We start from the raw sequence: 13,544 nt of genomic DNA, 5'->3' as shown, positions 1-13,544 counted from the left end.
GTCAATACAGGATGGGCCAATTTTGCCGCTTAGCTCCGCTTTTTGAAATGTCGGTATCAGTAACTCATTACATTAGCTTTCTCTTTAGGCTAGACTCATTTAACTAACGCAGGTATTGATAATAATCACGTGCAATTTTTAACATAATTAGAAGAGAGGCTGCCATGCCGGCGACAATGAGTCAGGCGTTTATTGGGAACTTCTTAGGAAATTCTCCTAAGTGGTACAAAACCGCAATACTGTCATTTTTAATTATCAATCCAATACTCTTTTTCTATGTCGACCCCTTTGTGGCTGGTTGGGTATTGGTGCTTGAATTTATTTTTACCTTAGCAATGGCATTAAAATGCTATCCATTACAGCCTGGCGGATTATTGGCAATTGAAGCCGTCGCGATCGGAATGACATCGGCAAGCCAAGTCTTACATGAAATAGAAGCCAACCTCGAAGTATTATTACTCTTGGTATTTATGGTCGCTGGTATATATTTCATGAAGCAATTGCTGCTATTTGGCTTCACGAAAATCATTACTAAAGTGCGCTCTAAAATTTTAGTGTCATTAATGTTTTGTTTGGCTTCAGCCTTTTTATCAGCCTTCTTAGATGCGTTAACGGTTATTGCCGTCATTATCGCGGTCGCTGTGGGTTTCTATTCTATTTACCACAAGGTCGCTTCTGGAAAAGATTTCGGCGCCGATCACGATCATACCTCTGAAGGTAAAAATGATGATGGTGAAGATCAGTTAAACGAAGAAGAACTCAGTGCATTCCGTGGTTTCCTACGTAATCTGTTAATGCATGCGGGTGTGGGTACTGCGCTGGGCGGCGTGTGTACTATGGTCGGTGAACCACAAAACCTTATTATCGCCGCGCAAGCAAATTGGCAATTTGGTGAATTCGCCGTGCGTATGTCACCCGTTACTGTTCCAGTATTAATCTCGGGTATCTTAACTTGTTACTTAGTTGAAAAATTTGGCATTTTTGGTTATGGCGCTAAGTTGCCAACGGCCGTTCATCGGATCTTATGTGAATATGCCGCCCATGAAGATGCGCGCCGTACCAATAAAGACAACATGAAGTTAATCGTCCAAGCCTTAGTAGGTGTCTGGTTGATCGCAGGACTTGCATTGCACTTAGCCTCAGTGGGCTTAATTGGTCTTTCTGTGATTATTTTAACCACAGCCTTTAACGGCGTTACCGATGAGCATGCCCTCGGTAAAGCTTTCGAAGAAGCACTGCCTTTTACCGCGTTATTAGCTGTCTTCTTTGCGGTTGTTGGCGTGATTATCGACCAGCACTTATTCGCACCAGTGATCCAATGGGCACTGAGTTATCAAGGCAATACTCAGTTGGTGATTTTCTATATCGCCAACGGATTGCTGTCTATGGTGAGTGATAACGTGTTCGTCGGCACTGTGTACATTAACGAAGTGAAAGCGGCATTGATTAACGGTCAAATCAGCCGTGATCAATTCGACTTGCTGGCCGTTGCGATTAATACTGGAACTAACTTACCTTCGGTTGCCACGCCCAATGGTCAAGCGGCGTTCTTATTCCTACTAACCTCAGCCCTAGCGCCACTTATCCGCTTATCCTATGGCAGAATGGTATGGATGGCATTGCCTTACACTATCGTGCTGTCTATCGTAGGTGTCATGGCGATTCAAACGGGTTTCTTAGAACAAGCCACCCAATATTTCTATGATTCCCAGATAATCATCCATCACAGCGCTAGTGAAGTTTTAGAGCCGATGACTGGACATTAATCTTCTTTATTGACTGAACTTTATTTAATAAGTAGAGTCCAAAAAACGCCCCATGTCTGAGGGCGTTTTTTGTTGATATGGAGCTCACTTTGACTGTAATGACTCGCTTTGCCCATTCCCGTCCATCTTGGTTTATTCTCGCAGGCACAGCCCTTGGGTTAGAAGCAGCCGCCCTGTATTTTCAATATGTCATGAAACTGGAACCTTGTGTCATGTGTATTTACCAAAGACTCGCTATTTTTGGTTTATTGGCAGCAGGCCTCATTGGCATGACAGCCCCCAAATATCGAATCGTCAGGATCTTAGCTGCCTTGCTCTGGGCCATCAGTGCAACTTGGGGATTAAAACTGGCCTTATCGCTCGTAGATATGCAAGCCAACCCATCCCCTTTTTCAACCTGTTCATTCTTACCTGAATTTCCAGCTTGGATGCCATTACACGAATGGTTCCCTGCCGTTATGATGCCTACTGGCATGTGTACTGATGTACCTTGGGTCTTTATGGGTGTAACGATGCCCGAATGGATGGTAGTGGCTTTCAGTGGCTTCTTAGTCGCTTGGTTACTCTTTATTGTGCCTGTCCTAAGTGGTTCAAATAAACCGTCTCTTTATAAATAACAAGTTTGAGATAAGGCAGGCATAAAACCTGCCTTTTTATTGACGATTGTATTCCACTTATCCCATTCAATCCTCGCAACTTAAACATATGCCAATAGCAAAACAGTGAGAAAGCGCTACACTGGCTCAATGAAAAGTGGTGATTTGGAAACTGGGGATTATGGGAAAAAGTTCGACATCTGAGCCACACACGCCATTGACCCAATGGCAGAACAGTTTGCCATTCAAATTTAGCCTTATTCAGCTCGTCATTGCCGCTATTTTGATTTGTAGTACAGCTTGGGTGATGCTAAGCATTCAACGCCAACAAGTTCTTGATCAGCAAGCCGTGTTAAACCAAAACTATGGCCAGTTGATTATCGCCAAACTGCAAGAAATGACTTCACAGGTTGAAACCGTAGTCGACTCTATTTCCAGTATTGCCAAACTTTACCACTATGATCATGAGCAACTGGTGAAAACCATTCCCACCTTGCTGAAACTTGATAGTCAACAACGCATCATCTCTGGCGGTGGCGTCTGGCCGGAACCCGGCGCGTTTAATCAGCAAAAATTTCGAGATAGCCTGTTTTGGGCACACAATGTAAACGATGAATTAGTCGCCATTGATTCCTATAACAAAGACACATTCCCAAGCTACCACACCGAAGAATGGTATCGCCCGACGCGCTATTTTCCTGCTGGTAAAATTTTCTGGTCAAAATCTTATTTCGATCCGACAACCCATGAGTCAATGATCACAGCCTCAGGCGCTATGTGGATGGACCATCAGTTTATTGGTGCCGCCACTGTGGATATCAGTTTAGAAAAGCTCAATGTGCTATTACGCAATACTATGATTAATGTCAGAGGCTATGTCATAGCCTTAGATCATCAAAACCAAGTACTCGCCTATCCAGATGCCAATAACGATCTTAAGCATCAAACCAATACCAATCATTCTTTCGTCACCTTCAATCATCTCGCCAGCCAACAGCCAGATTTCAGCCCCGTCGAAGTCGCATTGCAGAGTGCAGATAAAGCCTTTATAGAAGCGGCGATTGCCGAGCGCGTTTTTACCCAAGAACAGATGCAGCATCTAACGAGACTAAGTCATCAAAATGAGCGTGACATGTTAGCGGCCATCGTAAATAACAATGCCTTAAATCATTTTACTGCCCCGAAATTACTGACGTCGGTAACTTTGACCCATGATCCAATCCTTAAAACGGCATCTCTCGTTTCGGTATTTCTCATGCCAAATACCTATTGGAAGGTACTTGTCGTCACCCCAATTTCACCGCTGCAGGATACCGCTAAACATTTAATCGAAAAGGTCGGCGTTTATTTAGTCTGTATTCAACTATTAGGCTTAATTCTATTATTCTTACTCCAGCACCGACTATTTATTACCCCCATTATTGAAATCGTCCAAGCCTTAAAACGTAATGATTCCGCCTCTATCGAACTCAAAGCCAATAACAGCCATGACGAAATTGGTTTATTGGCAAAAACATTCCTGTCGCGTACTCGACAACTTGAAGTGGCAATGGCGAGCTTAGATGCGAGTAACCTGGCACTAGAACAGCAATTGCAGAGCCAAAACCTGTTTCAACTGGAGTTAAAGCGCCATAAAGAACAATTGAGGGCTTTACTTAAATTTTCTCAAAATCTCATCTATATCAAAGATCTTCACGGTAAATATATTCTCGTCAATGACAAATATTGTGAAATCTTAGGTATAGAACGCAGACGCATTATTGGCACTTCTGATTTTGAGATATTTCCCAGCCAATTTGCCCACGAGTATCAACAAAATGATCGACGCGTTCTGCATAATCATGAAGCCATAAACTTCGAAGAAGCTATTCCATCGCCCCTAGGCAATCTTATTTATATCGTGACTAAATTTAAGATCAAAGATGATGACGATACCGTTATTGCAGTCGGTGCTATTGCCTTTGATATCACCTTACAAAAAATTAAAGAGCAAGAACAAGAAAAGTTACTTTTAGGGCAAGTCGAGGCGCTTAATCACCTACAAGAACAAGTTCGCCTCAGTAATCAACATAACCATGAACTCCATCTGCTCCAAGACAAATCAACCCAATTACTTGAGAAGCATCATCAACTCAATCTCAGTCGTGAACAAAGCCAACAGCTAATGCAAAATTTTCTAGCTGAAATGATGACGCAAATTATGCATGAGCAAGATCAGCTACTCGCCAAAGTGTGCCAACTTCAGCCAATAGATAATGCTAACGACCAAAATCAGATCACCGAAATCATGGTGACTCAGGCAGATAAATTGCGACATATTGCCCAGTTATTAACGAATCATCAAAATGACATTCGGCCACTGCATCTCGCACAATTTATGCGCCATCTCTTAGGGTTGCTAAAGGTACAATTAGCTAAAACAAATGTGGAAATAGCGTTAAATTGCGAAGAAAACATCATTATTGATGGCCCTTCATGGCAATATTTGCAGCTGTTTTATCGTCTAATCACCAACACGTTGAATCATGCATTTAAAGCTCACAATGAACAGCGTGAAATAACCATTAATATCGACAAGTCGAGCGAAGAGTTACACATCAGTATTATCGATAATGGGATAGGTATGACAGAGCCGCAACTCGCACAGTTACGGCAAGAACTAGCGCAAGAACTCTGCCTTGGAACGCTGACCTGTATAAATCTGTGGCTTAAAAATGATCTCAATGGCAGCCTTAGCATAAGTAGCCACTTGAACCAAGGCACACACATTCAATGTCGTTGGCCACTGAGTACAGATTTAGAACCGTAATAAATAAAGGTGCGTTATTGATCTAACCATGCCTTGGCTTGGCTATGTTCATCGGCGGTAAATACCTTTACCGGACATGGCAGCATGCAGGCTAGCGCATTAACCATAGCATTTGTTTGAGTGGCATTGGCAATCATCACGACCCTTGAAAAATCACTTAAATGAAATAAACCTAAGACCGCATCATCCCACAGGGCCCCAACGGATATACCTTCAAATTCAGGGGAAAACTCGTACCAAAGGCGAATACTGGCGTGGTCTTGCAGCTTGGCTTCTATGGCGGGAACCAAATAGCCTTCAACATCCCCATGGTTAACACGGCCAGATGCGACCACAGCCAATATATCATCAGCATGACCCGAAGAAATCGTTAGCATTGAACACTCCTTATCAATACATGAAGGGAAAAATAGTTAAAGCTCATACACTAAAGATACACAGACAATGACATAAATGCGGGAAAGATGGGCTTTTTATTTTAAGCTAACACCATTTAATACATACACATCAGCAATGCAAATAACACTAAAAGGAGCTAATCCACAGCGATGACTCGCATAACCCAGCAACAAAACTTAGTCGCAGAACTCGATGAAAAATGGTGACCATACGAAATAACATGAAGTGAAGCAAAGAGCAGATATTTACCTCACACTCAAGGCTGCTACTGCTCGAGCTTAACAATAAGAGTGAGGAAACACATGGTACTCAAACGATGATGATTTACGCTGCTAAAAATTAGTATTAGTCCTGACTTACCTGAAATCACGCATTAATAGATAATCTAATTGCTATTCTGACTAAGCACTCACTTGAAGTTTAGCGATTTCTTGATCGAACAAATTCTTAATCAAACTAGAAAACTCGGTAATAAATAAAGTTTGTGCGGGAGTCGCTTTATGGTTGGCAACTGAAGCTAAAATCTCTTCTAAATCATACACAATTGCATCCACTTCACGGATAATCACATTACGTTGCGTAAAAGACAACGATGGATTTTGGCCACACACCATAATGATCTGTGCCGACAATTGCTCTTCAAATAATTCCATCACAGTATCGTCTGAAACTACCTCTGAACCTGGTGTTTCAAATAAGCCAAGATGTTCAGTTAAATACTGGACCAAATGCATGTAACCATCTTTATCTGTGACCATTTTTTACCCTTTAAACTCATTAACTTAATATTTATTGTGATGCTATTAATAGCACATCAGAAAATATCAAAGAAGCCAAAAGCTCGGCTTCTTATCAAGATCTCGCATACGCCACTTATTTAACTCTAGCCTATCTTCGATAACAGACGTATTGATCTATACCAATCTTATTGAAGTTACTGAGTTAAGGTTAGTACAAATGACACAGGAACAGCTTGACTAATGCTCGATAAACCCGCAATTTCACGTAATTTATCAATCCCAGCCACAAGATCAAACTCATTGGCATTAACAATTACCGGTTGAAAACTGTTCACTAAAAGTTTGTTATCAGAAACTTTAGTGATAATCACCGAAAAAGCCTTAGTTTGCGATTTGCCGTGTAACGCAATTTTTCCATCAATATCAAAAACTTTACTCTCACCGACGCCAAGATTTTTTAGTATCTTAGGGTCTACTTGTGATGACAGTTTCAGCTCTGGATACAAAGACACTTCAAATAACAAATTTTGCATCCGCTCATCGCGGACATCAATACCCGTTGCCACACCGATTAGTGGAATTGTTAATTCAAATTGACCGTTATCTTTTAGCGTACCTTTGAGTTGTTTAAAGTGATGGACTTCACCTATATCACCTTTCTTTACCGAAATAAAACTGACTCGCGAATCTTGTTCCATCACTTGCCATTGCGCGGCACAGCTAAAACTGGCCATAGCAGATAAGGCGACAATTCCCATCCATTTTTTCATCGTATCCGTCCTTAAATAGTGAGTTTAAAAGCCATGTCGTAAAGAAAATCGACATCCGCAACAGGCTAAAATCCTGCCCAGTTAAACGTGATCAACATCACCTAACTTAAGCTAAAGATACTCTGTTTATCCATTAGCGACCAGTAAACTATGATTCATACGCGCACTAACCATTTATCTAAGCTATTGGCAAAAGCCTGTTTATCTGCTTGAGAAAACGAATCAGGCCCGCCGGTGTGCACGCCAGAACCGCGCAAATCCTCCATAAAATCGCGCATCGTCAGCTTTTGTTTTATGTTATCGACGGTATAAAGCTCGCCACGGGGATTGAGCGCCAAGGCGCCCTTTTCAATGATTAAAGCCGCTAAGGGAATATCCGCGGTGATCACTAAATGCGTCGGTTCCACATGATCGACAATATATTGATCGGCCACATCAAATCCCGCACCGACTCGAATTTGGCTGATATAGGGAGATGGCGGTACGCGGATCATTTGATTAGCCACCAGCACCAGCGGCAGGGCTTTGCGCTCCGCCGCCCGGAACAGGATTTCTTTGATAGGATTGGGACACGCGTCCGCATCAACCCAAATTTTATAATCACTCAATGTCTTTTAACTCTGTTGTTAGGTTCACAAGCTCAGTTTTATGCCAAGCTATCGAACTATGCACCGTACTAAGGCGCTAAACGATCGATTTCCCACTCTGCATCATGGCGAGAATAAATAAAACGATCATGCAGCCTGTGTTCTCCACCCTGCCAAAATTCGATACTCGAAGGTCTCACTAAGTAACCGCCCCAAAAACTGGGTAAAGGCACATCGCCCTTGGCGAACTTTGCTTTCATTTCGAAGAATTTGCCTTCAAGTACTTGTCTAGCGCTGAGTTTACTCGACTGCTGCGATACCCAAGCCGCAATTTGGCTGTCCTTAGGACGGGTCATAAAGTATTTAAGCACTTCAGCGGTGGACAGTGCCTGCGCTTCACCGAGCACCGATACTTGACGCTCTAGAGGATGCCAAGGAAAATGCAAACTGACTTTATTATTAGCAGCAATTTGCTGTGCTTTGCGGCTGCCAAGGTTAGTAAAAAATACGAAACCTGTGTCATCAAAACGCTTAAGTAATACTATACGTTGAAAAGGTTGGCCGTGCTCATCCACCGTCGCCACACACATAGCGGTGGGATCGCTAAGCTCTGCATCCCTTGCCTGCGTCATCCACAGTTCAAACAAATCCATCGGGTTTTGCGGTAAGTCGGCACGTCTTAAGCCGCCTTTGGCATACTCGCGGCGGATATCACTGAGATCTGTCATAGGGTTTCCTTAAGCAAACGCCAAAAATTCACATGAGTTCAGGGATCAGCACTTCAGCCTGAAGCTGCTGATAGTGGCTAAAACCAATGTCATAACCTTGCTCGGTCGTTAATGAACACCGCCCTAAGCATAAATGGGCAGGAAATCCCTGCGTTGAGTCGTCGGTATTAAAGCGGATTGTGTCCCAACTGACAGGAGCAAACAAGGTTAATAGACGCGCTAATAGATCTTGCGGATACTGCGCTAAATCCAGATTCGTTTCAAAGCTCACATAGGAGCTAGCGCACGCATTCTCGCTTTGAGGCGTAATATGCAAAGTAACATAATATTTGCCCCAAAGACCGTTCATCGAAAAGCCTGACGGATCAAATAAATGGGCGTCAATCTCAAATTCAGGGAGTAAATCGTTAAGCTCGAGTGCGGCGCAAATCTCATCTTTACTCTGCGAGCCGCCATTAAGATAGTCGGCAAATTCGCCACGAATGTGGTACATCAACAGCTCACTGGTTTAATCATCATTTGGTGCTCGATAATCACTGTCAGAGCAGAAAAAATAGTGATGATGGCTGTCGAGATGGCCTACTCGAAAGGCTTTACCGGTGATACGTTGGCGCAGTTTGCCAATATCCTCGGCAAAGCTCGTGGTTTGCAGATGAGCTTGGTATTCGTTTTTACGCTGATAACTCACCAATGCCATGGCAGGCACGCCAAGCGCGCCGATAAAGTAACAAGCGGCGTCCACTAAGGTACTGTTACCACAGGTGAGCATGACAAATCTGTCGTGCCATACAAACAAGCTGGATTCACTCAACAGATAGGCATCACAGTCCGCATTACTTAACTGCGACAGTATCTCGGCGTGGGCACAGTTGACTAAGGCAGACCAAAAACTCACATCGAGTTCGCGTAAATTCGGCGCAGACGCCGTCACGATAATCTCGAGTTTTTTTTCTGAACCTTCAAAAAACATCAACCCTTTGACCTCATGATCGTCACTCATCCTTTACTTGATCCTAGAACAACGCGATTTTACACGACTAAAACGGCAATAAAAGCGAAAAATCTGTCCTTATAAAAACAAAAATCAGCCGAGGTTACCCAAGGCTGATTTATTTTAACACGCTATAAATTAAGAAAAATCTTCTAAATAGGTATAGCCTTTCAGCCCTAGTTGCAATTCTTCTAAAATTTGTGCGCGTTCACCTTCGGCGATATGCAGATTCACTAACTCTTCATAAGTGCGCATAAAGGCCACCGCATCTAAGTTAACGTAACGCAATACGTCAGCAACCGTGTCACCCGCCAATACCGATTCGATGTTAGTCACACCATTATCTTCGATGCGAACCACTGCTGAGTTTGTATCACCAAACAGGTTATGCATATCACCCAAGATTTCTTGGTATGCACCCACAAGGAAGAAACCAATCAGGTACGGGCTATCCGCACTCCATGCTGGCACTGGCAGCGTGGTTTCAATCCCTTGACCATCAACGTATTGATCGACAATACCGTCAGAGTCACAGGTGATATCGAGCATGACAGCACGGCGCTCAGGGGCTTTATCTAAGCCCGATAATGGCAATACTGGGAACACTTGGTCAATACCCCAAGCATCCGGTAATGACTGGAATAATGAGAAGTTAACAAAGAACTTATCGGCTAACTTTTCATTGAGTTCATCAATGATAGGTCTGTGATAACGGTTTTTCGCACTCAATAGCCCTTGCACTTCATGACACACGCGCAGGTTAGCTTGCTCAGCCCACGCACGCTCCGCTAAGGTCAATTGACCTAAAGCAAATAGCGAATGCGCTTCTTGTAAGTCACTTTGGCTATCGTGGTAAATCTCAATCAAAGCACGTTGATCGGCGCGGCCGCTGATCTCAGACCATGAATGCCACATGTTATGCAATAACTGTGGTGAATCTTCCGCTGGCGGTTGAATATCTTCAGGCTGATAAGCTTCAGTACCGATAACATCGGTGATAAGCACAGCATGGTGCGCCGTTAAGTAACGACCCGATTCTGAAATAATACGTGGCATAGGTTGCTCGTATTCATTACAGATGTCAGTCAATACGTTAACTATGTTGTTGGCGTATTCGGTCAGGCCATAGTTCATCGAGTTATTACTTTGGCTACGAGTGCCATCGTAATCCACCGCTAAACCACCACCGACGTCGAAGCAGTTAACGCTTGCGCCTAATTCACGTAATTCACAGTAGAAACGACCCGCTTCACTCACACCTTGGCGAATATCACGGATATTAGCGATTTGCGAACCTAAGTGGAAATGCAGCAATTGCAGCGAATCCAGCATATCGTGTTGCTTAAGTTGCTCTACAACCAACAAAATTTGCGCAGCAGATAAACCGAACTTAGATTTCTCACCGCCGCTCGCCTGCCACTTGCCTTTGCCTTGGAACGCTAAACGTGCACGTAGACCTAAACGCGGTGTCACACCCAGACGTTTAGATTCAGCTAACACCATTTTCAGTTCAGACAGTTTTTCTAAAACGATGTAAACCTTGTGGCCTAACTTTTCACCAATCAGTGCTAAACGGATATATTCATTATCTTTATAACCATTACATACAATGACTGAACTGGCTTTTTGCGCCATGGCTAACACAGCCATCAGCTCAGGCTTACTGCCCGCTTCTAAACCCAGTTGTGGTACTTCTTTTGATGCCTGACTCGCCAGAATCTCTTCCACCACAGTTTGCTGTTGGTTTACTTTAATCGGGTAAACCAGCAAATAGTCCGCCTGATACTCGTACTTCTGTATCGCTTGGTCGAATGCTTGGCACAAACTGTTCACTCTGTGGTGCAGGATCTGCGGAAAACGAACTAGTACAGGTAAAGCGACTCCCGCCTTAACCATGTCTTTGGCTAGCTCATTTAAGCCAATCTTGTAATCAGGATTTTTGGGGTCCGGTGACACAGTCACCTCACCTTGATCGCTAATCCCGTAAAAACCTTGGCTCCAGTGAGTAACATTGTACCCAGCACGAGCATCATCAATAGACCAATCATTCATTATTATTTAGCCCGTCTATTAAAAAATGGGTTAAACGGTTATGGCTTAATAGCACAACCGCCCGTTCGACAAACCCAGGCAAAGGGACACCTTACCTGACATACACGAAGGTAGATTTTACCTTCTCCTTAATGCCGCAACGTCACGCTAGTGTATGTGACATTGCTGCGATTTTCATTAATAGCGCAAGAGACAACGCATCTTAGCGCAATACATCGTATCATATTGAAGGGAAAGCTTATTCCCTTACCTCAGTAAAGCTATCTTTACTTGCCTCGCTTGCATTTATCCTCAGGCTAAAGGGCGCAAATACCGCCAAAAAGCCAAATAAGATCCTGAGTCGCATCCTTAAAACATCAAGCTAATAAGTAGCTTAAAGACGTTTGAAAGAGGTTAAGACCTTCAGAAACCGATAACACAAGTAGAAAACGAAAACCGATAACACTGAACTAGCGAAAACGCCAAACCAGCTTATCGCTAGGCAAGATTATTTTAACAGGGGACTATTGGCTTCTTCGCGGCCAGAATTGATGCGGATCAACGTGAGATGCTTAAGGCCAGTATCATCGTATGGTACGACAATCGAGCGTTGGCATTGTGACACTTTTAGGCAAAGTGCAAAAAATGGATGCTTGTGCATTAGCTAATAAAAACCCTCTTAACCCCATGTAAATCGATATGTTGTCAATTACACGGTTAATGACTGGTGAACCATAAAACCTTTATTACTCACGTAATATTTGTAATGTCTGCAACGAGCAAAGTCGTTGAACGGCGCAATTAAACCGCGCAATGTCACAGAATGCAAGCAAGAATCTCATTTAATCTTTTGCATTAAAATATAATAAACACTTGCTTAACAACCACCCGCCACCCATTGGTTTTAAATAGAGTAATATTAGTTAGTTAACTCATAAACGTCGTACAAGTCTGTTCAATATTTTTTATATCACCTTTGTCACTTTTATTGACATTTACCCCTGCAAATATCCCTGATTTTTGTGTGTCACTCAAGTGATGCACATTTGCCAATATTAAGTGAAGCCAAACAACCAATTATCACGGCGCCAAACCCGCCACAAATCAGTGGTTCCTCCGAGACACAATACGTGGTCAAGCCTGCGCTAAGTGACGACTCACACACGCTAAAATAAAGCTCAAAGACAATAATGCTGCAGTTTCAGCACCGAAGTGTATAATCGCAATCGAATCACATTCCATTATGCACAGAGAGATCCATGGTACAGATAGGTAAAACCTGCAAACTTGAGGTTGTAAAACAAGTCAGCTTTGGCGTGTATTTAAACGCCCACGAATTAGGGCAAGTACTGCTGCCAAACAAAGTCACCCCAAAAGACTGCCAAGTCGGTGATCTGCTTGACGTGTTTCTGTATCTAGATTCTGAAGATATCGTGATTGCTACCACTCGCCGTCCATTGGCACAGGTAGGCGAATTCGCCTACTTAAAAGCCGTTGCAACCGGCCCTTATGGCGCCTTTTTAGACTGGGGCTTAGATAAAGATTTATTACTGCCCTTCGGTGAGCAACATAAGCCTATCGAAGAAGGCCGCTCATATCTGGTCTATGTACACGCTAACCGCGCCGATGAACGCATCATGGCCTCATCAAAAATCGATAAGTTCCTCGATAAGACAGAGCCGGACTACACAGTCGGTGAGCAGGTCGATTTATATATCGGCGGCACCACAGATTTAGGCTACAAAGCCATTATTAATCATGCCCATTGGGGAGTGATTTACGAAAACGAAGTGTTCCAAAAACTGCGTTTCGGCCAAAGACTCAAAGGTTTCATCAAACAAGTGCGCCGAGATGGCAAAATCGATCTTGTGCTGCAACAAGGCAGTAAACAAGAGTTAGATAAGCACGCCCACATCATTCTGATCAAACTCAAACAGGCTGGCGGCTTCTTAGCCCTGACCGATAAAACCGATGCTGAAATCATTTACGATCAGCTTGGTATGAGTAAAAAAGCCTTCAAAAAAGCCATTGGTGGCTTGTTTAAGAATGGTCAACTGAGCATAGATAATGATGGTTTGCGTTTAACTGAAACCGCAGAATAATCAACTCTATTCAGGACTTAGCCTT

The 13,544-nt window shown here is 43.2% G+C and carries 11 protein-coding genes and 1 pseudogene; 4 read left to right on the top strand and 8 right to left on the bottom strand.

What is annotated here, in order from left to right; genetic code table 11:
- Window positions 1-164 precede the first annotated feature (164 nt).
- The 3 genes from nhaB to L5M40_RS07600 all read left to right on the top strand — a co-directional run bounded on the left by nhaB (window position 165) and on the right by L5M40_RS07600 (window position 5,171).
- Window positions 165-1,766: a sodium/proton antiporter NhaB gene (gene nhaB / locus L5M40_RS07610; protein ID WP_028760322.1), complete on the top strand. Its 1,602-nt coding sequence runs from the start codon at window positions 165-167 to the stop codon at window positions 1,764-1,766.
- An 89-nt stretch (window positions 1,767-1,855) separates the two neighbouring features.
- Window positions 1,856-2,383: a disulfide bond formation protein DsbB gene (dsbB, locus tag L5M40_RS07605; RefSeq protein ID WP_263175981.1), complete on the top strand. Its 528-nt coding sequence runs from the start codon at window positions 1,856-1,858 to the stop codon at window positions 2,381-2,383.
- A gap of 160 nt (window positions 2,384-2,543) precedes the next feature.
- The gene (locus L5M40_RS07600) at window positions 2,544-5,171 is read left to right on the top strand and encodes a PAS domain-containing protein (RefSeq protein ID WP_263256475.1); all 2,628 of its coding nucleotides are present in this window, start codon (window positions 2,544-2,546) and stop codon (window positions 5,169-5,171) included.
- A 14-nt stretch (window positions 5,172-5,185) separates the two neighbouring features.
- Here the strand turns inward: L5M40_RS07600 and L5M40_RS07595 are convergent, their stop codons facing one another.
- The 8 genes and pseudogenes from L5M40_RS07595 to L5M40_RS07560 form a co-directional block, all read right to left on the bottom strand.
- The gene (locus L5M40_RS07595) at window positions 5,186-5,548 is read right to left on the bottom strand and encodes an STAS/SEC14 domain-containing protein (RefSeq protein WP_028760325.1); all 363 of its coding nucleotides are present in this window, start codon (window positions 5,546-5,548) and stop codon (window positions 5,186-5,188) included.
- Between the two features lie 423 nt (window positions 5,549-5,971).
- Entirely contained in the window at window positions 5,972-6,328 is a 357-nt protein-coding gene (locus L5M40_RS07590; RefSeq protein WP_028760326.1) for a DUF3802 family protein, read from the bottom strand.
- A 176-nt stretch (window positions 6,329-6,504) separates the two neighbouring features.
- On the bottom strand, window positions 6,505-7,080 hold the full coding sequence (locus tag L5M40_RS07585) for a YceI family protein (RefSeq protein WP_028760327.1): 576 nt from the start codon (window positions 7,078-7,080) through the stop codon (window positions 6,505-6,507).
- A 155-nt stretch (window positions 7,081-7,235) separates the two neighbouring features.
- Window positions 7,236-7,688, bottom strand: coding sequence for a YaiI/YqxD family protein (locus L5M40_RS07580; RefSeq protein WP_006081277.1), 453 nt, complete (start codon window positions 7,686-7,688; stop codon window positions 7,236-7,238).
- A 68-nt stretch (window positions 7,689-7,756) separates the two neighbouring features.
- On the bottom strand, window positions 7,757-8,395 hold the full coding sequence (pdxH, locus tag L5M40_RS07575) for a pyridoxamine 5'-phosphate oxidase (protein ID WP_131523902.1): 639 nt from the start codon (window positions 8,393-8,395) through the stop codon (window positions 7,757-7,759).
- Between the two features lie 28 nt (window positions 8,396-8,423).
- Window positions 8,424-9,365: pseudogene (locus tag L5M40_RS07570) on the bottom strand (adenosylmethionine decarboxylase).
- A 159-nt stretch (window positions 9,366-9,524) separates the two neighbouring features.
- Entirely contained in the window at window positions 9,525-11,438 is a 1,914-nt protein-coding gene (speA, locus tag L5M40_RS07565; protein WP_028760330.1) for a biosynthetic arginine decarboxylase, read from the bottom strand.
- 487 nt (window positions 11,439-11,925) lie between these two features.
- Entirely contained in the window at window positions 11,926-12,078 is a 153-nt protein-coding gene (locus L5M40_RS07560; protein WP_011846564.1) for a hypothetical protein, read from the bottom strand.
- A 598-nt stretch (window positions 12,079-12,676) separates the two neighbouring features.
- On the opposite strand from L5M40_RS07560, the gene L5M40_RS07555 reads away from it, so the two are divergent.
- The gene (locus tag L5M40_RS07555; RefSeq protein ID WP_105252833.1) at window positions 12,677-13,519 is read left to right on the top strand and encodes a S1 RNA-binding domain-containing protein; all 843 of its coding nucleotides are present in this window, start codon (window positions 12,677-12,679) and stop codon (window positions 13,517-13,519) included.
- The last annotated feature ends 25 nt before the right edge of the window (window positions 13,520-13,544 follow it).

The organism is Shewanella sp. SM68 (assembly GCF_025653925.1).
GTDB lineage: Bacteria > Pseudomonadota > Gammaproteobacteria > Enterobacterales > Shewanellaceae > Shewanella > Shewanella oncorhynchi.
This window is presented reverse-complemented; position numbering and strand designations above follow the sequence as displayed.

Bases quoted from the DNA above. Each gene is read 5' to 3' on its own strand.
- nhaB (WP_028760322.1), top strand. From the start codon at position 165: ATGCCGGCGACAATGAGTCAGGCGTTTATTGGGAACTTCTTAGGAAAT.
- L5M40_RS07600 (WP_263256475.1), top strand. From the start codon at position 2,544: ATGGGAAAAAGTTCGACATCTGAGCCACACACGCCATTGACCCAATGG.
- L5M40_RS07595 (WP_028760325.1), bottom strand. From the start codon at position 5,548: ATGCTAACGATTTCTTCGGGTCATGCTGATGATATATTGGCTGTGGTC.
- L5M40_RS07590 (WP_028760326.1), bottom strand. From the start codon at position 6,328: ATGGTCACAGATAAAGATGGTTACATGCATTTGGTCCAGTATTTAACT.
- L5M40_RS07585 (WP_028760327.1), bottom strand. From the start codon at position 7,080: ATGAAAAAATGGATGGGAATTGTCGCCTTATCTGCTATGGCCAGTTTT.
- pdxH (WP_131523902.1), bottom strand. From the start codon at position 8,395: ATGACAGATCTCAGTGATATCCGCCGCGAGTATGCCAAAGGCGGCTTA.
- speA (WP_028760330.1), bottom strand. From the start codon at position 11,438: ATGAATGATTGGTCTATTGATGATGCTCGTGCTGGGTACAATGTTACT.
- L5M40_RS07560 (WP_011846564.1), bottom strand. From the start codon at position 12,078: ATGCACAAGCATCCATTTTTTGCACTTTGCCTAAAAGTGTCACAATGC.
- L5M40_RS07555 (WP_105252833.1), top strand. From the start codon at position 12,677: ATGGTACAGATAGGTAAAACCTGCAAACTTGAGGTTGTAAAACAAGTC.